Below are 25,111 nucleotides of genomic sequence, written 5' to 3'. Positions count from 1 at the left end.
CTTAGTCGGGATAAATGTTCCGGGCCATGTAATCCTTATCAAACTCGGCAAACTTGGTCGGATCAATCTGGTTGATCAGCGTGTAGCGGCATACCGCACAGAGTTCAATGAATTTATCCCCATCCATTTCGGTCCGCATCATGCATTTTGCTGCGGGGTGATAAATGCCACCATGATAGCCAACCCCACCGGAATATAATCCAATAATTTCCGGCTTCCGGCTGGAACAGCACGGGACTAACTGACCTGGAATCCGTGAATTGGACGTCTTGTCAATCAGTTCATTATGGTCGGGCGTATTGTCGGCATTGAATGGATATGGATTCGCCAGCAGGTAGTTGAGCACCGGTTGGGCAATCAGTTCAGCATGCGGATAATCGGCGGAGCGACTGCCTTCGGGCATATCGATGGGGCGGTAAACCAGCACATCGTCGTTCGGCGTCAGCGTTTTCAGGAAATCCGGAAAATCGGCAGCGATGGTGAGTGTAAGCTGATGGTTGACCGGATCGACGTTCGCAATCGTTACTAAAGGAGATAGGGCATATTGAACCTTGTTAGGCGGATTTCGAATAACCGTATAAATCGATCCGATAGCGGGCGCTTCCTGAATCGTAATTTTTTGACCGACATGCACCAGGGCTGCTTTCCCGCTCTCCAGCCGGATGTCCTGAAAGGCGTCAACCGGGGGGAAACCCACGCGCGTTTTTACCCGGAGTGTATCCGTTGCCAACTCAATAGACTCAATCTCACATATATCGATAAAGGCAGGCGGAACCGGATCGGGATCCAGAATTACCGATAATCGTATCGTTGAGCCAAAGTCTGACAGCGTATAGAGTTTTTCGTTTTTCTTCCGTTTGCGCAAAAACACAGTGTTGCCTGTTGCAAATGGAGTTGCCTGGCCAGTTTTGACTGTTAATAACAATGTATTCGCATTAACCGAAAGGGCGGTAACAGTAGCACATGTCTGAATGCGATGATACCGCCATTTGATATGGTAGGGTTGTATGCGAGGTTTTCCATCTCCCCCCGAAACCGGAACCAGCAAATCGTCTTTGGTCTGTACGTTACTAAAAATATCCAAATCGGCGCCTGAGCCGGTGTATTGGACGAATGGCCAGTCGGCAACCAGTGAGGCATTGACGGGTTTGTTCAGATAACTGTTAAATGGCGGGGATTCGCCGTATTCGTCGCCCAGTCCGAATGAGTGGCACAACTCATGCGTAATGGTTCCTTTGGCATCTAACGGTAATTTGATCGGTATGTCGGGCGGTTCCATCGCTACGCGTATCGTGCCGAAATCACCAGTCAGTCGTTCGGTCGATTCATCACCGATGTTGGCGAACATGTACCCATCCAGATTTTGGGCGCGTCCTCGTTTCGAGGTTGTTATAATAATGATGTTATCCCAGTCTTTTCCTCGTGGCAAGGTAGGGTCGGGGGTTGAGCTGGGTGAGTGAATAAAGGTTGTGCCGATCAGGTTGCCGTCGGGGTCCCGCAATCCAGCAAAAAAATCGTCCAGATAATCCCGCTGTGTTCGGGTTGAGTCCAGATTAATCAGGTTGTAGTCATGATCCGTAAAGGCGGCTGTATAGTCATTGATCGTTACTCCCAGCGCTGTATCGCGAGGCTCGGGCAAGCGTCTTTGCGAAAGTGTCTGCCACAGATCGATCAGCTCGGTCCGGCTGCTGGTCAGTTGATCCACCTGGGCAGAACTCAGCAAGGTTGTGGCTTTCCACAAGTTGCCGATTTCCTCGTAGGTAGCATTGCCTGTTTGCAGGATGGGCAACCCGACGTAGTAGAGCAGGTTTCGGATTCCCCAGTCTGACACAGAGCTACTTTCTGGATCGACAATAGACGGAACCGGGTAGCCTTCCAGATAGGTCGTGCCAACCGGAGTAAGTGCTTCGTTAACAATCAATTCTCCGAAAGACGTTGCCCCGCTTTCACGCGAGGGAACAAAGACCATCCAATAGTTAATGGCTCCTTTGAGTAAGTTGAAAGGAGAGGTTATTTTTTTGCTGACCAGATCAGCTACGTAATCCAGAATAAGCACCTTAAAGGCATAGTCCTGATCGGCGGTGAAACCATCGGCAAGGAAAAGAACGTTGGTGGCCTCATTCAACTTACTGAAGCCGGGGCTAAGGCCCGTGGAAACCAGTTCGGCGCGCAAAGGGGTGGCCGACGTGAGTAAATCCGAGATAATGACCTGAGCCGTTGCGGTATGAGTAATCCCATTGTACGTGATTTCGGCCGATATCGCATGGGTGCCGCTAAAGCCTGCAGGCCGGATGGTACTTTCGCCCGGACGAATCAGGTCGGATGTCCAGGTTACGTCAATAAGCGGGGAAATGTTATAGGTAGAAATGGAGCCGCGATTGCCTGTGTGAATACTATTACCAGCCATGGCTACCGAATTGTCATCAAATCGGGCGTAAAGGGTAGCCCGATAATATAAGCCCTGGTAAATGGTCAGTGGATTCGGGGCAATCCAGACCTCCGAAATGGAATTATGGATGTGAATCCGAAGGGCGGTTTCCCGTTTAGAACTATCGTCGGAGTCCTCACTCCGAACAAAAAGATAGAAGTTGCGGATGCGGTTCTTCTTGTCGGCGGGTTCGGTGGCGTCCAGCGTGATCAGGCAATTGGGTTTCCGTGGGTTCGTGCTCGGGTTGGAAATATGGATACCTAAGTCAGCGGCTTTGTTTTTAACGAAGCTGAAGTAGAAATCATACTTGCTGTTCGGATGCTGATTGAGGGCACTTTCATCGACGTCAAGAAGCTGCGTGAAGAAAGGGCCACTAGGATCGGTGGGTGGATCACTCAAAATCTGGAACGACTGCCCCCGAAGCAAATGAACATCGACTGCCGGACGAAACTGGACGGATGGAGCGTTCATACAGTTGAGTTGGGTAAAGCACTGGAAGTTAGTTGATTAACTGGTAGGCTCGTGCAGCTTTTGAGTATACGGTTTGGGGCACCGTCAGGTCGGATAGATTTTCCGGTTCATGTAATCTTCATCGAATTTTCTGAAACTGGCTGGACTAATCATGTTCACCAGAGTGTATCGACACACCGCACACAGCTCGATGTAGTGCCTTTTCTCCTTCTTACCCGTCGAGCTGGTGTTCATCATACATTGTGCGGTTGGGTGATAAATGTCCCCGTGAGTCCGCGCTCCACCTGAATATACAGCCACGATTTCTTTCTTTCGGCGTGAGCAGCAGGGCACTAGTGAACTCGGAAGTGACGAGTTTTGAATGTCGCTGGTATCAATAATTTCCTTGTGTGCCTTGTTCGCATTCAGCGCGTAAGGGTTCGTGTTCAGATAATCTAGAATCGGTCGGCTAATCAACTCAGCATACGGATACTGAGCGGTTGCTCCATCGGCAGTTATAGGCGCATATAGGAGCATTTCTTCGTCGGCTTGTAGTATCTGGAGTTCGGTTTGCAGAGTTCCCGTAGGAATGGACAGGACTACTTGCGCGTTGGTAACCGATTCGACCTTGAGGGCGGGCGATAGCAAAATTGCTATGGTGTCATGGTCTGGATCAGTCGGCGAAGGCGTTCGGATAATGGTTTGAATCGGATCAGAGGCTCGCTCGCGATAAATGCGGACACGCTCACCTTTCTTGAAAAAATCGGCTTGCCCAGCTACCAGTTCAAGCTCCTGCTGGCTACCCGATCCCGATTGGGGTTTTATAGTCAGTTTATTGCTGGCCGCATTAACTTGCAGTACCGTATGCCGTTTTAATAGATAGCCTTTCGGGAAAGTCGTTGGACTAATAATATCGGCACGCTTTGTAGAGTCAGTGTTTTTCAGGCGCAATACCTGTCGGTTAATGCGTCGTTTGCGGAGGAAAACCGTTTCGCCCGGTGAAAATCGTACACTGGGATCGTTGGCTGTGACGGTTAGAGTATTATTCGCAAACGATGGAGACGAAACCAATGACGCTTTCCGGGTGCGATGATACCGCCATTTAATTCGGTAGGCATCTATTTCGGTAGGCTCGGGCCCATGGGAGCTAGGTCGTTCAAAATCTACCTTGGGCTGAACATTACTATCGCCATCTGTAAAGTAAGCGGGCTTCTGGTATCTGGCAAACGGCCACGATGCTACTTTCGAACTACCAACATATCTGTTGTCGTAATCGTCGTCGGGAGTTGACTCTCCATACTCATCGCCTAACCCGAATGAGTGGCCTAACTCATGCGTCAGCACAGCCTTCTGTTCTAAGGGCAATTTGGCGGGAATACTGACGGGAGCCGCTGAAACTCTGTTATCGGCCAACGTCCCCGGTAGTGTTGGCGAACCATCATCATCCAGCAAGATAAATAGATACCCATTGGCATTCTGCTCACGGCCTCCCTGTGTGTCGGCTACCAGAAAAATAATATTGTCGTAGTCTTTTCCGCGCGATGTTGTTGCTGTGCCCCTGACAAAAACTGGCCCGACAGGGTTGTTTTTTCGGTCTTTGAGGCCACCCAGAAAGCCATCTAAAAAACGGCGCTGAACCCGACGTTGATCGAAGTTGACATCGCGATAATCACCATCATTATCGAAGGCGATATAGTCATTTACAGTGACTCCAAAGGCCGAGTCCTTAGCGTCGGGTAGCCGCCGGTCAACGCTGCTTTTCCAGAGGGTTATCAGATCGTAGTTGTTGGGCTGGTCCGTATCCCCGTCCGGGTCCGGGAAGAGTACACTCAGTTGGATGGAGCTAAGCAGGGTAGTCTGCTCCCAGCGAAACTTGAGCTGGAAATCACTTAGGGTCTCATCCCCCTTTACCGGGAATCCTACGTAATAAAGCAGATTTTCGAACTCCCAGGTACTGGCGTCTTCATCGTCGGGTTTAACGGCTTTTGTCGGTTTAACGCCCCGCATGGTAGGGCCATTATCTCCTGTTTCGCGCGGATTTTCGATAACCTCCAGCATACCCCGGTGTGTAATACCGTTCTCGCGCGAAGGCACAAACGCCGACCAGAAATTGATAGAACCCTTGAGCCAGTTAAACGGAGCTGTTATCTTATTGCCAATCAGGTCTGCCACGTAATTGTCGACAAGCCGGTTGAAGTCACCTACATCCGTGAATCCTTCGGGTAAGAACAGAATATTGGGAACCTGATTGAGTTTGGCAAAACCCGGCGATTCGCTATTAGCCACCTCCCGAACACGGATGGCCGTCTGATTAGCGTTTAAAACGTCTGACATGCGGACCGTTCCCGTTCTGGTGAAGGTTTGCGTACCATAAGTCACCTTAAGCGTAACGTCATGGTCCTGTGTGTCCTGCACGGGTGTAATCTCCCCATCGGAATCGATTAGTCCTGCGGTTGATGAACTCCATTTGAGCTGGATCGGGTTGGTGATCGAATAATCGATTTCGTCGCCGTTATCCCCTTCGAACAAATTTCCAATTTCAGCGACCACACCATCATCGAACAGCGCATAGACACAGAATCGGGCACTATCCATGTCCTGATAAACCGTTAACGGACTGGGTGTTATCCAGACGTCCTGTATTGATTTATGAATGTGAATCCGGATGGCCGTTTGCGTGACGGACACCTTAGCAGGGTTGGTGCTATCGGTGACCACCACGGAAACCAGGAAATTATTGATCAGATTGAACCAATCACCTGGGGGTGTATTCGCAAGTTCGATCAGGCAGGAAGGCCGATCGACTGTACCATCATTTTTGAACGTAATTTTTAGATCGGCAGTGGGTAAAAAGCTGGGAATGAACTGGTAACTCACCCTCCGACTAGCGTCGAGCCCATCGAGATAATCGTCAACATCAGTCTGGTCCAGTTCCAGCAAAACGAGTAAGTCGATGGCCTGCCCCCAAAGCAGGTGGATGTCGTAAGGCGGATGGAAAGAAGGTTGAGGAGCGCTCATACCACATCTGTTTTGATCCTTATCGAATGTAATTCTTTCGCTATAAGGGTTTTAAGATGACTTATCGAATGGTAGGTAAACTGAGTATAGAAAGGATTTTCGACAGGATTTACAAGATTGATAGGATTTTTTGATAGCAAAATCAATCCTGTCAATCTTGTAAATCCTGTCGAAAAGTATTCAGAAAATATTAGGTAAATGACCTGTCTTGCTTTGGTAGATAGGCATCGTCAAGCCCGTTCTAAACCCCGATACAGTATGAAAACTTCACGCAGGAATTTTTTACGAAACTCAGCCATGACCGCTACTGGAGCGGGATTGATTAGCTTGCCTAGTCTGGAGGCCATTGCCAGTCAGCGCAAAACGATTTCCCCGAACGATAAGCTTCAGGTTGGGTTGATTGGCTGTAACGGCATGGGTTGGTCGGACCTACGCTCGCATTTGTTGATGAGTGATGTAGAGTGTGTCGCTCTGGCCGATGTTGATCAGAGTGTGCTGGACAAACGCGCGGCCGATGTGCAGGTGATGCAAAAAAATAAACCGCTACTCTTCAAAGACTATCGGAAGCTGCTGGAAAATAAGGATATCGATGCCGTCATCATTGGCACGCCCGACCATTGGCATTGCATGGCCATGATCGACTCGGTATCGGCGGGCAAACACGTGTATGTGGAGAAGCCATTAGCCAACAGCATTGAAGAATGTAATCTGATGCTATCGGCAGCGAAGAAATACAACAAAATTGTCCAGGTTGGCCAGTGGCAGCGTAGCGGTTCGCACTACGAAAAAGCCATTGAATACATCCGGTCGGGGAAGCTGGGCAATATTCGTCTGGTGAAAGTATGGGCGTATCAGGGTTGGATGAATCCCGTACCGGTTCTCCCCGATAGCGCACCCCCCGCTGGTGTCGACTACGACATGTGGCTGGGGCCAGCCCCCAAACGACCCTTCAATCCGAACCGATTCCATTTCAATTTCCGCTGGTTCTGGGATTATGCGGGCGGCCTAATGACAGACTGGGGTGTGCATGAAATAGACATTGCGCTCTATGCCATGAATGCGAAAGCCCCCAAATCGGTGATGGCGTCGGGCGGCAAACTCGCTTATCCCGACGATGCTTCCGAAACGCCAGATACGCTACAGGCGGTCTATGAATATGACGGCTTCAACATGCTGTGGGAACATGCAACGGGCATCGACGGCGGTAACTATGGCCGAACCGAAGGCATTGCGTTCATTGGCAACAACGCAACGTTGGTCCTGAATCGGGATGGTTGGTCGTTACTGCCCGAAACCCAAACAAAGAACGGAGTTAAGAGCTATAAAGTAGATGCCCTCCCCAATCAGGCCCGCAATGGCGATTACCTGAACGAGCACACGAAAAACTTTGTCAGCGCCATCAAAGCGAACGATGCCAGCCTGCTTAAGTGCGGCATTGAAACTGGCAGCATTGCTGCCATTAACGCCCACATGGGCAACATTGCCTATAAAACAGGCCGGAAAGTGTATTGGGATGCTGCCGCCAAAGGCTTTAAGAATGATGCACAAGCCAACGCGCTGATAGCGGCTCATTACCATAATGGGTGGAAGTTGCCGGTTGTTTAGGAGTTCCATATTCTACCCCACCCCAACCGACGCGTCGGTTGGGGTGGGGTGCCTAATGAGCGGGAGAATTGCCAGGTATATTGGTCAACGGATTTTTTTTTTACCCGGCCCCCACAAAGCACGGCCTGGTAACACCCCCATATGCTCGCCGTTCCGCAAGACCTGTTTGCCGTTGACCCAAACGTGCTCGACCCCGACGGCGTACTGAAAGGGTTTTTCGTAAGTGGCCTTGTCGGCAATGGTAGTAGGGTCGAAAATTACCACATCGGCAAAATAACCGGGTTTTAGGAAGCCCCGATTGGTGAGTTTGTGATTGGTGGCCGGTAAACTGGTTAGTCGTCGGACGGCCTCTTCGAGCGAGATGACTTTTTCTTCCCGAACATATTTACCCAGCAGCCGGGCGAAGTTGCCAAACTCGCGCGGATGCCCCTTTCCCGCCAGCGTATCGGCAATCGTAGCCGAACCCGCATCAGACCCAAAGCTCACCCAGGGTTGACGAATTTCTTTTTTAACATTCTCTTCCGACATTAGAAAGTAAAGCGTCCCAACCCGGCTTTTGTCCTGCACAATCAAGTCCATTGCCGTTTCCAGTGGGTCTTTAGCCCGTATGGCCGCTACTTGTCCCAGTGTTTTTCCCTCGTATTTTTTGAGCGAATCCTGTTCAAAACCGGCCAGCACAATATTATCCATTGAACCGGCTAACTGAAACATGTTCTCCCAGGGCTGGGTTTGCTGATGCACCTCCTGCGCAATTTTTCGCCGTTCGTCGGGGTCTTGTAGGCGTTTCCAACCTGCCAGAAAACCGCCGTTGAAGACATAAGGCGGCAGGCAACTGGTTAAGCCGGTTCCGCCGGCCGTGTAGGTGTACATATTGGCGGTAACGTCCTGCCCTTGTTGTCGGGCGTTATTAATCAAGGCAATGGCTTTGTCGACTTTGGGCCAGTTGCGTACTCCGCTGGCTTTGAAATGATAGAGTTCAACGGGCACTTTAGCTTCTTTACCGATTCGGATCAGTTCCTGAATGCCCTCTTCGAGTCGATCGGCCTCACTTCGCATGTGCACGATGTACCGGCCTTTGTAGCGGGCCGCTTCACGGCAGAGGGCAATTAGCTCATCGGTATTCGCAAACGTATTGGGTGGATAAATAAGCATCGTGGTTACGCCCAAGGCTCCCCCTTCCATAGCTTGCCGAACCAGCGTTTGCATCTGTGCGAGTTGCGTCGGGGTCGGTTTTACGTCGTTTTCGCCGAGTACCATCATCCGTACTTCGCCCGCGCCCACATAGGAAGCAAAATTTGGGGTGACCCCTTTTCGTTCAAGCTTTTGCATGAACCCTTCCAGAGTTGTCCAGTCGTAGGTTTGGCCTTGTGCTTTTAACCAACTGCTCTGTAAGAAGGGTAATTTATCGGGGTTGACGGGCCCCCAGGAAAGCTCGCCGAACACTTCGGTGGTTATGCCTTGTTTTAGATCGCTCATGGAATGCCCATCTTTAAGCAAATGGCTACCCGCGTGCGAGAGAACATTGATGAAGCCTGGTGCTACCGCCATGCCGTCTGCGTCGATGACGGTGGTGGCTTTCGCGTTGGTTAGCTTGCCAACGGCTACAACACGATCAGCGCGAATAGCTACATCGCCTTGGTAAGGTTTCTGGCCCGACCCGTCGTAGATAAGACCATTGCGAATGAGTACGTCGTAGGCGGTTGATGAGGCCGGGCGGCTTTGGCCTAGACAGTTTAGCGAGAAAGCAAGGCCAAGCCAAATGAGAAATCGGGTTTTCATACAGAAAGAGGAACAGGTTGCTTATGGAATACAGGACTTTCGCCAAAAGCTGCGCCACGGTTTGTTTAAGTGTAGTAGTAAACCGTGGTACAGTTTTTTGTGATAGCCCTAAAATAACGAGCCTGTTTTTAACTTTCTAATAATGACTTTGATTAACTGGTTTTTTGTCATTCCGACACCAGGAGGAATCTCAACGTTGTGTATTGGTCAAGCTTGAGATTCCTCCTGGTGTCGGAATGACAAAAACTCACCATTTTGGGCTAAACAGGAAAGCTATTTCAGAAAATCCCGGACCAGCTTTTCCGTTTCGGCAGGATGCGAGATAAACAGGTAATGGTTCGCGTCTTTGATCCCCGTAACTGTACCCTTTGCTACCTCTTTTCGGAAAAGATTTTCCTGATCGGTAGTAAATTTCGTCATCATAGGAAAGGCGGCTATGGCCTTCTTACGGTCGGTAGAATCAAACCGATCATAGCACGGAAAGTCACCACGGACAGTACTGTGTCGAGCATAAATCGCCAGCGCCGGACAGTAAATATGACGGTAATCAGGGCGCTCTAACTTCGATAAGGTAGCCGGGAAAACGAATTCAGGCGTTACGTCTCGTAAGTATTTACCTTCTTTTGAGAAAATAGCCGTTTCCCGGATTTCTTCGGCCGGCATCGATACGCCCGTAATTTCTTCTATCCCTCGGCTGAAGTTAGCCACTGATGCAGAGTCTTTTGCGGTTGGAGTTGGTTGAGGAGGAAGTTTGGCGAATAGTTGCAGGATATTGGAGCGATCGTAGGCCGCATCGAGGTAAACCAATTTATCCACCCGGTCTGGATACGATGAAGCGAATTTGCTCATCTCATCGCCGGCAATGGAATGGCCCACCAGCAGGGCTTTCGGAATGTGTAACGAATCAAGTGCAATCAGAACATCATGCGCCAGCGTACCCATATCGTAGCCTGTTTTAGGTTTGGACGATTGCCCGAAACCCCGACGCGTAATGGCATAAACGTGGTACTGATCGGTGAATTTGGGCGCAAACTCATCAAAGACATGGGCCGTGTTGCCAAAGCCCGTTAGGAACACCAGCGGCTGACCTTCGCCACCCCAGTCGAGTATTTCAAGCCTGACGCTGTCGGCGACGGAAACGAAGCGGGCTTGGTGGGTAGCCGACGTCGTTTTGGTGTCGGATGATGAGCAACCGGAAAAGGCAGCTGCCAATGCGATAATGACGAAAAAGAGATTGGTTTTCATGGTTAGTTTTTCGTCTCAGTGATGGTCTTAGCGGCTTTTCGGGTTGCTTTAAAATTGCCATTGGGTTGTATGGAGGTCATGGCAATGATTTCTCCTTTGTCGTTCGTGTCGAACTGGACCGTATAGCCGCTTAATTTTTTGATCGCGAATGTGTGATTGCCGGTGTATGTCAATTCATATTCAGGCTGGCCCGGCATTATGACAAAGAGGGTTTGGTCGCCCCGAAGCGCGGTTGTTATGGTTACGCCACTTAACTCATACTCGCCCACGTATTTTTTCAGTTCACTGGCGCTAATCTGTTTGGGCGGTGTGTACCGGTTGAATTGCAATGGCTTATTGATCGATGATTCCAGACCTGTAATGGCAATGGCGTCAATATCGCCAGCTATATTGGTGGTGAACTGAAAGCGTATAGGAGAGCTATCAGTTGTATCGATTCCACCCTCAGTCTCGAAAATCCGAAACGTGTCGTAGTGGTAATGATCGAGCCAGAATTTTTGGGTTGTTGTCTGCAGAAACAATGAATCATTGACTAGCCGGACAACGTATTTGCCGTACCCTTCATGCATATACGTACCGGCGTAATCGGTTAGTTTATGTGATGGCTTAGTTCCTTTTTTGCGCGTATCGACGGCTTTTTTCTCAGCGTCTTTGGCGGCTACTCTGGCTTTTTTGACAGCGGCCAATCGATCTTTATTCCAGTCATAAGCAGGCATATGCAGCATTCGGTCGGCCAATATGTTGCGTACAATGCCCGGTACCGCTGAACCGTTCTGATTCACCAGAACAATGATGCCCACACTATCGCTCGGGAAAAAGCTGGTGCTGGCACTGAATCCGTCGATGTTGCCACCATGTTCGACCCGGTAATGGCCTTTATACGAAGCCAGAAACCAGCCAAATCCGTAATTGGACATATACAGATCGGGGTGTTCTTTCTCCGGTAGGGCTCCAGAAATGACCATTTGCGAGGTGATCGCTTCTTTTACGTAAGACGCAGGTAAAATCTCTTTGCCTTTAAACTTGCCCCCGTTGATCCACATGCTGACCCATTTGGCCATATCCATTACGCTACTATTGATGCTTCCGGCTGGGCCCATGCCGCTGATATTGTAATACGACATTTTTCGGATCAGACTGTCTTTTTTGACCTCATAACCACGAGATGCGTCTTCCTGCTTGGCCATGTCAATTACGCTAAGGTCGGTACTGGTCATACCCAGTGGCTCCAGAATACGGTTTTGCACATTGCTCTCCCAGGATTTGCCTGTCAATTTTGCGGTTAATACCCCCTGCGTTAAAAACATGAAGTTGTTGTACTGCCAACGCTGGCGCAGAGGAGCGGATGGCTCCATGTACTGGATTCGGCTCAGCAGACTGTCGCCAGAAGGAGTGGAGCTGAAGTACCACGAAGCATCATGACGAGGTAGTCCCGTACGATGGCACATGATGTCGCGAACGGTTATGCTGTTGGTCAGATCATTACTAAAAAACTTTAGAGTGGGAAGGTACTTGGTTACAGGTTCGTCGTACTCAAGTTTGCCGTCCTTCTGGAGCAACCCGATCAGGGACGACGTGAAAGCCTTAGTGCAGGAACCAATGGCAAACAGTGTGTTGGACGTTACGGGTAGCTTTTTCTCCAGATCGCGGTACCCAAAGCCTTTGGCATACACCACCTTGTCTTTCTCGATCACGGCGACTGCAAACCCGACGGCTTTCCAGTCGGTCAGAACGCGGGCAAACGTGGTATCTAATCCGGCAAAGCGATCTGTTGGAGCGGCTTTTCGTTTCTGGGCCGAAGCGGGGAATACAAGCAAGGCAAGGCTGACAAACAGTAGGTATGGTATGTTTTTCATGGTTATAAGAAGAGGATGTACAGAATAGTCAAAAATAAAGAACTGAACCCAGAGGAGCTATTTCGTTTGGGCCATAAACTACCTCATTTTGGACAACTTATGCTGAACGAGCGGATTACTTTTACTCACTGGGCGATAGGAATACCACTTTTCGGATGAAATACCGTGAAATGTATAAGTCGTGCCTTCAAATGTTTAATTTATTGGCGAGGGAGTGAGGGAATTTTGTGTCATAAAAAGGATAGTTATGAACATAGAAAATCAATCAACAAAAGTTGCTCTGGTGACTGGCGGTAGTCGGGGAATCGGGCGAAGTATCGCGTTGAATGCAGCCAAACGTGGTATTGGCGTTATTCTCACCTACAATACACATCTGGAGGAGGGAGAAGCCGTAGCCCATGAAATCAAGCAGAATGGGGGCAAAGCCGTTGCGTTACAATTGGATTCGGCCAAGGTCGGATCATTCGCTGAGTTCAGCGAACAACTCCTTCAAGTGTTGAAAAACGAATGGAATCGGGAGAACTTCGATTATCTTGTTAATAATGCCGGAATAGCCCAACGAAGCCGAATTCAGGATACAACCGAAGCTATTTTTGATCAACTCGTTACTGTGAATTTTAAGGGAGTCTTTTTCCTGACCCAGACGTTAATTCCGTTGATCGTTGATGGGGGACATATCATCAATATCTCATCGGCGCTGGCTCGAGCCGTTTTTCCGGGCGTTGCTGTTTACGGTTCTCTCAAGGCGGCACTGGAAGGCTTGACACGGTATTTCGCCCGAGAGTATGCCGATCGGAAAATCCGAGTCAATACTGTTGCACCCGGTGCGATCGACACAGAGTTTGGTGGAGGAAAGGGCGATGAAAATCAGCGCAAGCAAATTGCTGGCATGACCGCACTGGGTCGCCTTGGTGAAGCCGAAGACGTTGGCCTATTTGTAGCCTCACTGCTCTCCGACGATAGCCGCTTTGTCAATGCACAACGAATTGAAGTTGGCGGAGGCAGTTTTTTCTGATAGGTACAGGGCAAATACTGAATTTGCCCTGTTTTGTTAACTTTCCCGAAACTGGATTAAACGACCACGTTATGGAATTTGTAGATATCAAATCGATTGCGGAGCTGCACGATTTTTTTCATTACGACAAACCAATCCACCCCTTACTGTCCGTTGTCGATCTGGCTAAGGTAGATCGTTCGCATCGGAAACCGGGTGTTGCTTACCGGATCGATCTGTATTCCATTGCCTGCAAGGAAATACAAGGGAAGTTTATGTATGGTCGGACAACCTACGACTTTTCGGAAGGAACACTGATGTTCACGGCCCCTAATCAGATTTTATCGCCTGCTGCCGAAAACAGGGTTACGGGTTGGGGAATTTACATCCATCCCGATTTTTTGAATGCAAGTCCCAAAGGACATGCGTTAATGGAATACTCCTTCTTTGGGTACGACATGAATGAGGCTTTGCATACGTCAGAAGCCGAGAAAAAGGTATTAGACGACTGCCGTCAAAATATCGAACGAGAATTGTCGAACAATTTAGATAAGCATTCTGCCAATCTTATTCTGATGAATCTGGAGATGATTTTAGGGTATTGCTCCCGGTTCTACGATCGCCAGTTTTTAACAAGGACTAGCGTAAGCAACGACATTGTTGAAAAATTTGACCGACTATTAACGGATTATTTTGCTCAGCATTCGCTGATCGAATCCGGCGTGCCGGACGTAGGTTATTTTGCGTCGCGCCTGAATCTGTCCGCCAACTACCTGTCCGATTTATTGGGCAAATACACGGGCAAATCAACTTACGAGCACATTCACTTAAAGCTTGTGGAGAAAGCGAAAACCTTGTTGTGGAGTACCGAAAACTCAATCAGCGAAATTGCCTATGATCTTGGTTTTGAGCACCCATCGCACTTTACAAAGGTATTTAAAAACAAAACCGGCCTATCGCCCAGGGAATTTAGAAATCTGAATTAACACCCATTTAAGGATGGTCCTACGGGCTTTTTCTAATCGAATACAGCTTAGGTCACTGACGAGCAGATCTTCCTTCAGGGGGAGACGCTCAGCAAACCGTCGATTAATTACGTTAACTCAATAAGGCATAAAAGCGCTGACGAGAGCCAGCGCTTTTTGCTTATCTAGGGATAAGAAACAAAGGGCCTATTTTTCAACCGGACTAATGCTACTCTCGGCTGTATTGCTGATGAAGGCGACCCGTTTGCTGTCTGGCGACCACGATGGGGTGTTAATCGTGCCCTGCCCGCCATAGATATAGGCAATCACTTTCGGTTGGCCAACTCCCGAAATGGGCAGCAAACGCAGGTAAACATGTTTGTAAAATGGATGGTCGTCGGCCTTCACTTCGTCTTTCAAAAACGATAGAAAAACGATCCATTTGCCATCGGGCGAAATATGCGGGAACCAGTCGTGAAACTCACCGTTCGTGATGGCTACCTGCTCACTGCCATCGGCTTTCATGCGGTAGAGTTGCATAGTTCCGGTACGGCTGGAGTTAAAATAGATGTATTTGCCATCGGGCGTATATTCAGGGCCGTCATCAAGCCCTTTCACGTCGGTCAGACGAGTTTCTGGACCACCGTTGGAAGGGACGGTGTAAATGTCAAACTCGTTATTGCGCGAACCGGTGAATACCAGCGTTTTCTTATCCGGCGACCAGCCATGTAGGTAGGAAGGACCTTTGGGCGTAATCTGCTTAGGCGACCCGCCTGTTGATGGAACCGTGTAGATAATTGATCCACCTAATTCTTTTACACCACTGCTGAGTCCCAGCATTTTGCCGTCAAAAGATAGCACGTGGTCGTTGTTATTATTTTTCACGTCGCCGGTGTTTAGCACAGATGGTTGTCCGGTCGCGAGGTTGAACGTATACATCAGGCCATCGCCATTATAGAGTAGCGTTTTTCCGTCGGGCATCCAGTTGGGAGCCTGAATCGACTTAGGGGCATTGAAAATCACCTGCCGATTTCCCGACGCTACGTCCAGTATTTCCAGGTTGCTGGCCAGATACTCGCGGTACGGCACGAGTCCGTCATGAGCGGGTACACTAATGCGCACATCGCGAAAGGTGCCTCGTTCGAGCACGTCTTTATTATGCGATCCAATAAATAAGCCGACGTATACTTCATCGCCCAGATTCAGGTCGGTTACCTGCTCGGTTACAAAGGGTTCGCCAAACTTAGCCACTCGCATGGTATAAGTATTGCCTTTACGTTCCAGTTGAATGACATCGGCATGGGTTAGTTTTGAGCGCACCTCTTCGGTATTGGCACCGGTAGTCCGCCGGAATTGTAACGACGTAAGACCATCACCATGCTCGGCTGCATTGATATGGGCCGATTTGCCGTCGAGACTACTCCGAACCATCCAGCCAACTTTACGGTGCGGATCAACACCTTTACCTACCAGATTGGCCCGCGTGTACAGAATGAAGTCGCCTTTTATTCGTTTCCACAGGTAATGAAACTCATCGTGGTCGAACCAGATATTATAGCCAGAACCCGAAAGTTCGTACTGGTGTGTTTTGGGGTTATACTGCGCGGAGCCGGGTTTCAATACAGTACCGATGTCAGTATTCCCTTCAAAAACTCCCAGGTTCTGCTTCTGTGCCAGAGCGGATGAGCTTGCCAACAATAGGAGCTTGGCTAAATAAATCAGAAGCGTTTGGTTTAGGCTTTTCATAGGTTGGTTAGCCGTTATGTTCGGTCTGCCTAAAAAAGTCTGCCTGGGAGTATTCTAATGATTACTAAGTAATTAATGAGTAAAGAGTGGGGATGTAACAGGCTAACGTTATTAATCCGGCTTGTTAGCCAGACTTGGTATATAAAACGGCTTGGTTCGTGATTTGGCTACCTGAAGGAGACCAATGGAAAGCCACCATTAGTAAAAAGCCCAGACAAACAAATTGCCTGGGCTTTTACATAAACGGGATTGTTTTATCGCTTACCGAACGGTTCCGCTTTTTGTCTTCCGAATAACGATCGGTACACATTTCGGATCTGGACAAGTGCAGTAGGCTGGTTCTAAGATGACGGTCACATCGGTATAGCAGCTTCCACCTGGGTTATATAGTCGAATGGTGTAGGGCTGGCTCGTTCCTGGATTTGGCAGGTTGGTGAAGCTTACCGTTCCAGCTGTTACCGTCAGGTTGGTTGGTGCTCCATAAGCCGGGCCACTGCCATATGTGCTGCCTACAACAATGTCAGCTCGTTCGGTATTCACCAGCGTTGTCAACACAATTCGAGCATCGTTGTTCGCTGCCGCACCAGTACAGGTAGCTGTTACTGCCTGAGGTGCTGCCGTATAAGATGGTACATCGTTAACCGTCACGCTTGTTGCCGTTGTGGACGAACAGCCAGTGGAAAGTGTACAGGTTGCCGAGTAGGTCGTGGTAATCGATGGCGATACCAGAATACTGGCGGTCGTTTCTGCATTTGACCAGAGAACCGAACCACCTGTGCAACCCGTTACCGTTAACGTTGCCGATTGTCCCGAACAGACCGTTGCCGAATTGACCGTGATCACTGGTAATGGATTAACCGTGATGGTGATGCTGGCTATATCCAAACATCCATTTACGGTGCTCACCGTTACCGAATAAACGTCGCTAGTATTCACCACGATCAACGCCGTTTGCTCACCGGTCGACCAGGTATACAGATCGCCACCGCTCGCGGTTAAGGTAGCGCTTTGGCCTTGGCAAAGTGTAGTGCTGGTTGCTGTAATGAGTGCCGTTGGCAATGGGTTGACTGTGATGCTACCCGTAGCCGAACCTGCGCAACCGGCACTGGTGCTGGCGGTTACGGAGTAGACACCTGCCACTGTTCCAACTACTTCATTCGGCGTACCAGGCACCAGTGTCAAACCAGCCGAGAAGACATAATTCGTAAAGCCAGCAGTAGCGGTTAACGTTGCCGATTGACCGGCACAGATCGTTGCCGAGCTGAGTGTAACGACTGCTGTTGGATTTGTCGTGATGCTTCCGGTAGCAATACCTACGCAACCCGCGTTACTGATCGCCGTTACTGAGTAGGTGCCTGCCAGGGTTCCGCTCGCTACGTTGGACGTTCCGACCTGCGTTAGTCCCGCTGAGAAAATATACGTGTCGTAACCCGGCGTTGCCACCAACTCACCTACCTGACCTGTGCAAATCGTTGCTGATGTGAGAGTTACCGATACGGATGGATTAACAGTAATGCTACCTGTTGCAGTACCTGAGCAGCCCTCAGTGCTGATAGCCGTTACCGAATAAACACCGTTTGCTGTTCCCGTAGCCACATTAGGCACGTTGACGTCTGGTGTTAATCCTGCCGAGAAGATATACGTGTCATAACCTGCCGTAGCTGTTAGACTGGCCGTCTGACCATCGCAAACACTCATGGATGTCAAGGTTACGACCGGATTTGGGTTGACCGTAATGCTACCTGTGGCGGTTGCCGAACAACCTTCCGTACTGATGGCGGTTACCGAGTAGATGCCCGCCGTTGTACCGGTGGCCAGATTAGAGTTACCAATCTGAGTCAATCCTGTTGAGAAGATATACGTATCATAGCCAGCAGTAGCGGTTAACGTTACCGATTGATCCGCGCAGATGGTCGCTGAAGAAAGCGTGACTACTGGGTTCGGATTCACCGTGATAGAACCAGTCGCCGTCGCCGAGCAGCCTTCTATACTGATGGCCGTTACTGAATAGGTGCCGCCAACTGTACCAATGGCCACATTGGAGGTGCCTACTTGAGTCAAGCCTGCCGAGAAAATATACGTGTCATAACCCGCCGTGGCCGTCAGACTGGCCGTCTGACCATCACACACAGTGGCCGAAGTCAAGGTTACTACCGGTAATGGGTTCACTGTGATGCTGCCTGTTCCTGTTCCAACACAGCCTTCGGTGCTGGTTGCCGTTACCGAGTATGTACCACCTACCAAACCTGTGGCCATATTGGGTTGACCCGGCACCGGTGTTAACCCGGCTGAGAAAGCATAGCTTGCATACCCTGCGGTGGCTACCAACGTAGCGGATTGACCCGCGCAAACCGTCGCCGAAGACAGGGTAACAACTGGCAGTGGGTTCACCGTAATGGTACCTGTAGCAGTTGCCGAACAACCTGCATTACTGATGGCGGTTACCGAGTAGATACCTGCTGTTGTGCCCGTGGCTACATTCGACGTACCGACCTGAGTGAGCCCAGCTGAGAAGATATACGTGTCATACCCCGTGGTAGCCGATAATACTGCTGTTTGTCCGGCGCAAATGGTGGCCGAAGACAGGGTAACGACTGGGTTCGGATTCACCGTGATAGAACCAGTCGCCGTCGCCGAGCAGCCTTCGGTACTGATGGCCGTTACTGAATAGGTGCCGCCAACTGTACCAATGGCCACATTGGAGGTGCCTACTTGAGTCAAGCCTGCCGAGAAGATATACGTGTCATACCCTGCCGTGGCCGTCAGACTAGCCGTCTGACCATCACACACAGTGGCCGAAGTCAGCGTAACGACTGGTAATGGGTTCACCGTGATGCTGCCTGTTCCCGTTCCAATACAGCCTTCGGTGCTGGTTGCCGTGACGGAGTATGTACCACCTACCAAACCTGTGGCCATGTTGGGTTGACCCGGCACCGGTGTTAACCCGGCTGAGAAAGCATAGCTTGCATACCCTGCGGTGGCTACCAACGTAGCGGATTGACCCGCACAGACAGTGGCTGATGAGAGGGTAACAACTGGCAGTGGGTTCACCGTAATGGTACCTGTAGCAGTTGCCGAACAACCCGCACTGCTAATGGCGGTTACCGAATACGTACCTGCTGTTGTACCTGTTGCCACATTGGAGTTTACCTGAGTCAAACCCGCCGAGAAGAGATAGGAAGTATACCCCGTGGTAGCCGATAGTACTGCTTTTTGTCCGGCGCAAATGGTGGCCGAAGACAGCGTAATAACTGGTAGCGGATTAATTGTGATACTACCGGTTGCCGTCGCCGAACAGCCTTCGGTACTGATGGCCGTTACCGAATAGGTTCCACCAACTGTACCAATGGCCACATTGGAGGTGCCTACTTGAGTCAAGCCTGCCGAGAAAATATACGTGTCATAACCCGCCGTGGCCGTCAGACTAGCCGTTTGACCATCACACACAGTGGCCGAGGTCAAGTTTACTACGGGTAGCGGATTCACCGTGATAGAACTTGTTCCTGTTCCAACACAACCTTCCGTGCTGGTTGCCGTGACGGAGTATGTACCCCCTACCAAACCTGTGGCCATGTTGGGTTGACCCGGCACCGGTGTTAACCCGGCCGAGAAAGCATAGCTTGCATACCCTGTGGTGGCTACCAACGTAGCCGATTGACCCGCGCAAACCGTCGCCGACGAGAGGGTAACAACTGGATTCGGATTCACCGTAATGGTACCTGTGGCCGTTGCCGAACAACCTGCATTACTGATGGCGGTTACCGAGTAGGTACCTGCTGTTGTGCCCGTAGCCACGTTTGAGGTGCCTGATTGAGTCAAGCCCGACGAGAAGATATAGGTATCATATCCCGATGTAGTTGATAGCACCGCTACTTGTCCGGCGCAAATGGTGGCTGAGGACAGCGTAATAACTGGGTTAGTGTTGATGATGATGCTACCCGTCGCTGAAGCTGAACACCCTGCGGTGCTGATGGCCGTTACCGAGTACGTTCCACCAACTATGCCAACGGCTACATTGGAGGTGCCGATCTGAGTCAAGCCCGACGAGAAGACATAAGAAGCATAACCTGCCGTGGCCGTGAGTGTGGCGGTTTGTCCAGCACATACGGTAGCTGAAGCCAGGCTTACAACCGGTAATGGATTCACGGTGATGGTACCGGTTGCCGTTGTCGAGCAACCCAACGCCGTGGTAGCAGTTACGCTATAGGCGCCAGCGGTAGTGCCTGTTGCCTGGTTCGTAGTGCCAATGTGCGTTAAACCAGTTGAGAAGACGTATGTGGCGAAACCAGCCGTTGCTGTCAGGGTCGCCGTCTGACCCGCACAAACCGTTGCTGACGAAAGTGTTAGGGCTGGTAGTGGGTTCACCGTGATGGAGCCTGTAGCCGTTGCTGAACAACCCAGTGCCGTAGTAGCGGTTACGCTATACGTTCCGCCAGTTGTGCCTGTGGCCTGGCTGGTAGAACCCACTTGTGTTAATCCGGTCGAGAAGGCATAGGTCGCAAAACCCGTTCCTCCTGCTACTAATGTTGCCGTCTGACCAGCGCAGATTGTTGCCGAGGATAACGTGACCGCTGGTAGTGGGTTCACTGTTATAGTACCCGTTGCGGTGGTTGAACAGCCCAGTGCTGTGGTAGCCGTTACAGAGTAGGTATTTGCGGTAGTTCCGGTAGCCTGGTTTGTGGTACCAATCCGGGTTAATCCGGTCGAGAAGACATAGTTGGCAAAACCTGCTGTCGCCGTTAATGTTGCTGACTGTCCGGCGCAAATGGTGGCCGACGAGAGCGTCAGTGCGGGCACAGGATTTACCGTAATGCTACCTGTTGCTGTGGTCGAACAACCTAGTGCTGTGGTGGCTGTTACACTATAAGTACCAGCTGCAGTGCTACTGGCTACGTTAGTTGGACTTCCCTGAGTTAGCCCCGATGAGAAGACATAGGTCGCAAAACCACTTGTTGCGGTTAATGTTGCGGATTGACCCGCGCAGACCGTCGCCGAGGAGAGCGTTAAAGCAGGCAGCGGATTTACGGTGATACTACCTGTCGCCGTTGTCGAACAACCTAGTGCTGTGGTGGCTGTTACGCTATAAGTACCAGCCGCAGTGCTGCTCGCTACGTTGGTTGGACTTCCCTGAGTTAACCCCGACGAGAAGACGTATGTGGCGAAACCAGTTGAGGCCGTGAGTGTTGCGGTTTGCCCTGCGCAGATTGTTGCCGAGGATAGGGTCAAAGCTGGCAGTGGGTTCACTGTGATGCTACCCGTTGCGGTGGTTGAACAACCTAGCGACGTAGTAGCGGTTACGCTATACGTTCCACCAGTTGTGCCTGTGGCCTGGCTGGTAGAACCCACTTGTGTTAATCCGGTCGAGAAGGCATAGGTCGCAAAACCCGTTCCGCCTGCTACTAATGTTGCCGTTTGTCCGGCGCAAATGGTGGCGGACGAAAGCGTTAAAGTGGGTACCGGGTTCACCGTGATTGTGCCTACCGCCGAAGCTGAACAACCTGCCGAATTCGTCGCCGTTACTGAGTAGGTATTTGCAGCAGTACCGGTGGCCTGATTCGTGGCGCCTAGTTGTGTTAAACCTGATGAGAAGGTATAAGAAGCTAGGCCTGCTGTTGCCGTTAAGGTAGCGGTTTGTCCCGCACAAATGGTGGCTGACGAAAGCGTTACCGTAGGCGGAGTATTAACGGTGATGGTTCCTGCTCCGCCGGTAGTAGACGATACCCCGACACAACCATTACTATTAACAACCGTGACAGAATAGGCTCCAGCCGTGGAGCCCGTAGCCTGGTTTGTGGTGCCAATACGCGTTAGTCCTGACGAGAAGGTATAGTTGGTGAAGCCCGACGTTGCCGTCAAGGTTGCAGATTGGCCCGTACAAATGGTTGCCGAAGAAAGGGTTACCACGGGTAATGCATTCACTGTAATACTCCCCGTTGCGGTACCCGAGCAGCCGAATGAATTTACCGCTGTTACCGAGTACGTTCCATTTACACTACCACTCGCCACGTTGGTTGTACCAACCTGTGTTAATCCCGACGAGAATGTATAGCTGCTAAAGCCTGAGGTGGCGGTTAGACTGACGGTCTGTCCAGCACAAATGGTTCCAGAGGTTAAGGATAAGGCCAGTGGAGTACAGGCATAACCGGCATCGTAAGTAAAGTTATTTTGTCCTGCTGTGCCAAGCGTTATGGAGATAATTCCAGTAGCATTTGGGTCGGAGTCAATCGCTTCGCCGTTTGTACCTGTCGCGGAGTTCGGAAATGCACTTATGGTAAAAGCGCTGACACTGGTTGGGAAACTCAGTGTATAGCTGCCACCCGCCGTTAAGGTTAAGTTTTCGATGGAGCTAGCGGTACTGGTTCCAGTGCCACTGGAAAAATAATACTCACCGTTGGCGTCAGTAACTGCCGTTGCAATGGTAGTATTGCCAGGGCCACGCAGAACAACCTGTACGCCAGCTAAACCAGGTTCACCTGGGTCCTGAACCCCATTGTTATTCACATCCCGGAAAACACGGTTACCAATCTGAATAGGAGGCAAATCGCAACTTATTTCAAGGTCGCCCAGACCATTGGCTTTACCGAAGGTTGCTACGTTGCTACTCACGTAGATCTGTGCACTGGTTGAAGGGCTGCCAGAACCATCCGAATTTTTGAACCGTCGAACACCCCCCGCATCAACAGCGTTAGTTGGATCAAGTACAATAGAGGCTACTTCGCCACTCCCCGGCAATAAGGCCAGAGCACCTTCACTCATTTCAGCGTGGTAGGGGTTTGTAGTAGACGGTATAGCAATAGCATCACTGTAATAATATTCACCTCCACCGGGTCCCTGATTTGTGTTGGCTCCCGCAGTGGCTGGACCACCACAGACACGAGCATTGCTTTCAAGCGTCCAGAGGTTTACCCCAGGTGTACATTGCCCCGCTCGCAAAATATCGCCAGGAGCAATAGCCCGATATAATTGCGTATTTGTACCGGCAGGATCTGCACCGAAGTTATTATTCCCGTATTGATCGCCGAAACGGTCTCGGATACTAAGAATCATCGACCCATCTACGTCGAATTCGATACCCGATAGTATTGGTTGCGGGTAACTGGCATTGGCCAGGTCATTTCGACTATATCGGTTTGGGAGTTGTCCGGCTGTTGGAGTTGGGTAAGAGGGTTGTACGCTAACCCAGGGATACCAGCGATCGGAGCGACTCACGCCAGTTTGGTCATTGTCGGAAGCCCCTTTTGTATAGCTAAGTGGAAACGACAAAACCGTTGTAAAACTTGAGTTAACCGGATTGAACTCAAAAACATAGGCGACCATTGTCGATGGGTCTCGAGTTACCAACGGAGTCGTTCCACCAGTTGAACCTGTTCCTAAGTTTACCGTTGTCGATACTGCTTCATTGGTGGTAACGGCACCTACATAAACACGCCCTCGATAAACTTTCAGCGCAAATGGTCGCAAAACGCTACCTGTTGCCTGTGAAGGGGCAGGTAACGTAAAGCTGGTGATCGAAGCAGTAGCTGCCGTTGGATTCGTCGTATTCGCATTCGTGATCGGAATCTGATATAACCGCCGGTCGCCGAGGTTAATCGCGTAGAGCTCTGTACCATCTTCCGAAAGTTCAATGTCGCCCAGACCCGCTTTACCTACCTGATCAAACGTAGTAACATCATAGTTTGCCGTCGTTGTAGCCGCCGGTAATCCTCTGGCTGAGTTGGTGCCAACCACTGTCGTTCCGCCTATAGCAGCCGGCGAAACCGCCGAAACAGCGGTGGGCAGCGTAGCAAACAACGTACTTGTATAGGTTGTGCCGGAACCTGGTTTGGTAATATAAATGGCACCGGCACCGCCTGTTCCAAGGCCAGAGTGCCGTTTTACAAAAGCGGCTGTATATATATTTTTAGAAGTTCGGTTGTAGGCAACGCCAAATACAGTTCCTATCTGAACGTTGGTCGCAACAGCAACTTCCGTAGGAGAGTTACCTGTACTGTTATACGGTAGAGATATCAGGACACCCTGCGTACCAGAGGTACCTCCGCCTGTGGGATCACCATTTACATAGCAGGGTACAATAAAATTAGGAACGGTCTGGCAATAATCGAAGGGGTAGTTAATTCCTAAGTTGATACCCGTAGCTGGCGAACTGGCAACAAACTGAACCGATGTTCCACTTGCGGTGCCTCGTTGACCGTCGTAGTAGCCAGAGGGTAAATTGACAAACTCAACCCGATAAGGACCCGTTCCCGATACAGTAACCGTGTAGGAGCCTGCCGTAGCCGTGGCAGAACTGGTGACGGTCGTGCCCGCTAATGCACCTGCAGCATTATACACGTTGACGGTTACCCCCCCAACTCCGATTTCACCTTCCAGCGGTGTGGCAGCCGTAAAGCTCCGGACGCCATCTTCGTTAAAATCCCGATAAACTGCACCTGAGATTTGTGCCCTAGCCGTTTGTGATAAGGCAACGAAAAAAAATAAGAGACAGACAATTTGGTACAAATGGGATGATTTAGCCCAAATGGAACGATTCAGATCACCCTTTTTTGTGTAAAGGTTTTTTTTCATAGTACTATCAGTTGAGCAGTTACTGAAAAAATAATTGTGAAGCCGCTCTGTCGAACATGAAAACGATAACTTTCCCTTAAGTCGGAATGGTGATTACCTTGTTAGACAAATGGAGTGCCACTTTGGTAGGAACTAGACTTTGGTGTTTATTTTTAACTACATAAAGTGTATTTACCTGCTTATTAGTAACTTAATAGTATATGTATATTTGTATTGATAAAGCGGTATGTTTATGTGTAGAGACAGGTATGGTCTATAAATTATCAAATAGTTTATAATCAATGGTTTAAATGGAAAGCGAATTGATTAAGCCGAAGTTGAAAGGTCTACTTTAAGTATGTAAAAATTGTACAATATATATATGTAGCGTAGGTAGAAGTGGTTGAAAATTCCCCCACGATCTTTGTCGATATATTTGTTGAAACAGGCACGGAAAGGCGACCTTTTTAGCCTAATAGGT

General features: G+C 50.0%; 10 protein-coding genes. 3 read left to right on the top strand and 7 right to left on the bottom strand.

Annotated features, from left to right (window positions below; genetic code table 11):
- Nucleotide 1 precedes the first annotated feature (1 nt).
- Both ACYVGR_RS00475 and ACYVGR_RS00470 read right to left on the bottom strand, forming a co-directional pair.
- Entirely contained in the window at nucleotides 2-2,899 is a 2,898-nt protein-coding gene (locus ACYVGR_RS00475) for a hypothetical protein (RefSeq protein WP_460953012.1), read from the bottom strand.
- Nucleotides 2,900-2,983: 84 nt separating this feature from the next.
- Nucleotides 2,984-5,896, bottom strand: a complete 2,913-nt coding sequence (locus tag ACYVGR_RS00470; RefSeq protein WP_460953010.1) for a zinc metalloprotease — start codon at nucleotides 5,894-5,896, stop codon at nucleotides 2,984-2,986.
- Nucleotides 5,897-6,154: 258 nt separating this feature from the next.
- Here ACYVGR_RS00470 and ACYVGR_RS00465 point away from each other — a divergent pair, with 258 nt between their 5' ends.
- The gene (locus ACYVGR_RS00465) at nucleotides 6,155-7,501 is read left to right on the top strand and encodes a Gfo/Idh/MocA family protein (protein WP_460953008.1); all 1,347 of its coding nucleotides are present in this window, start codon (nucleotides 6,155-6,157) and stop codon (nucleotides 7,499-7,501) included.
- 84 nt (nucleotides 7,502-7,585) lie between these two features.
- On the opposite strand, the gene ACYVGR_RS00460 is transcribed toward ACYVGR_RS00465, so the two are convergent.
- The 3 genes from ACYVGR_RS00460 to ACYVGR_RS00450 all read right to left on the bottom strand — a co-directional run bounded on the left by ACYVGR_RS00460 (nucleotide 7,586) and on the right by ACYVGR_RS00450 (nucleotide 12,381).
- Nucleotides 7,586-9,280, bottom strand: coding sequence for an N-acyl-D-amino-acid deacylase family protein (locus ACYVGR_RS00460; RefSeq protein ID WP_460953007.1), 1,695 nt, complete (start codon nucleotides 9,278-9,280; stop codon nucleotides 7,586-7,588).
- Between the two features lie 273 nt (nucleotides 9,281-9,553).
- The gene (locus ACYVGR_RS00455; RefSeq protein ID WP_460953005.1) at nucleotides 9,554-10,525 is read right to left on the bottom strand and encodes an alpha/beta fold hydrolase; all 972 of its coding nucleotides are present in this window, start codon (nucleotides 10,523-10,525) and stop codon (nucleotides 9,554-9,556) included.
- Nucleotides 10,526-10,527: 2 nt separating this feature from the next.
- Nucleotides 10,528-12,381: a serine hydrolase gene (locus ACYVGR_RS00450; RefSeq protein WP_460953004.1), complete on the bottom strand. Its 1,854-nt coding sequence runs from the start codon at nucleotides 12,379-12,381 to the stop codon at nucleotides 10,528-10,530.
- 247 nt (nucleotides 12,382-12,628) lie between these two features.
- Between ACYVGR_RS00450 and ACYVGR_RS00445 the strand changes: the two genes are divergently transcribed.
- Complete coding sequence (locus ACYVGR_RS00445) at nucleotides 12,629-13,396, top strand: SDR family NAD(P)-dependent oxidoreductase (protein WP_460953002.1); 768 nt, start codon at nucleotides 12,629-12,631, stop codon at nucleotides 13,394-13,396.
- A gap of 71 nt (nucleotides 13,397-13,467) precedes the next feature.
- Nucleotides 13,468-14,361: a helix-turn-helix domain-containing protein gene (locus ACYVGR_RS00440; RefSeq protein ID WP_460953000.1), complete on the top strand. Its 894-nt coding sequence runs from the start codon at nucleotides 13,468-13,470 to the stop codon at nucleotides 14,359-14,361.
- 186 nt (nucleotides 14,362-14,547) lie between these two features.
- Here the strand turns inward: ACYVGR_RS00440 and ACYVGR_RS00435 are convergent, their stop codons facing one another.
- The gene (locus ACYVGR_RS00435; protein WP_460952998.1) at nucleotides 14,548-16,086 is read right to left on the bottom strand and encodes a TolB family protein; all 1,539 of its coding nucleotides are present in this window, start codon (nucleotides 16,084-16,086) and stop codon (nucleotides 14,548-14,550) included.
- A 261-nt stretch (nucleotides 16,087-16,347) separates the two neighbouring features.
- Nucleotides 16,348-24,651, bottom strand: a complete 8,304-nt coding sequence (locus ACYVGR_RS00430) for an SdrD B-like domain-containing protein (protein ID WP_460952997.1) — start codon at nucleotides 24,649-24,651, stop codon at nucleotides 16,348-16,350.
- Between the last annotated feature and the right edge of the window lie 460 nt (nucleotides 24,652-25,111).

Source organism: Spirosoma litoris, from assembly GCF_054776755.1.
Note: the sequence above shows the minus strand (reverse complement) of the source record. Positions and strands in the feature narration are given on the sequence as shown.

Coding starts and splice junctions, on each gene's coding strand:
- ACYVGR_RS00475 (WP_460953012.1), bottom strand. CDS start 2,899: ATGAACGCTCCATCCGTCCAGTTTCGTCCGGCAGTCGATGTTCATTTG.
- ACYVGR_RS00470 (WP_460953010.1), bottom strand. CDS start 5,896: ATGAGCGCTCCTCAACCTTCTTTCCATCCGCCTTACGACATCCACCTG.
- ACYVGR_RS00465 (WP_460953008.1), top strand. CDS start 6,155: ATGAAAACTTCACGCAGGAATTTTTTACGAAACTCAGCCATGACCGCT.
- ACYVGR_RS00460 (WP_460953007.1), bottom strand. CDS start 9,280: ATGAAAACCCGATTTCTCATTTGGCTTGGCCTTGCTTTCTCGCTAAAC.
- ACYVGR_RS00455 (WP_460953005.1), bottom strand. CDS start 10,525: ATGAAAACCAATCTCTTTTTCGTCATTATCGCATTGGCAGCTGCCTTT.
- ACYVGR_RS00450 (WP_460953004.1), bottom strand. CDS start 12,381: ATGAAAAACATACCATACCTACTGTTTGTCAGCCTTGCCTTGCTTGTA.
- ACYVGR_RS00445 (WP_460953002.1), top strand. CDS start 12,629: ATGAACATAGAAAATCAATCAACAAAAGTTGCTCTGGTGACTGGCGGT.
- ACYVGR_RS00440 (WP_460953000.1), top strand. CDS start 13,468: ATGGAATTTGTAGATATCAAATCGATTGCGGAGCTGCACGATTTTTTT.
- ACYVGR_RS00435 (WP_460952998.1), bottom strand. CDS start 16,086: ATGAAAAGCCTAAACCAAACGCTTCTGATTTATTTAGCCAAGCTCCTA.
- ACYVGR_RS00430 (WP_460952997.1), bottom strand. CDS start 24,651: ATGAAAAAAAACCTTTACACAAAAAAGGGTGATCTGAATCGTTCCATT.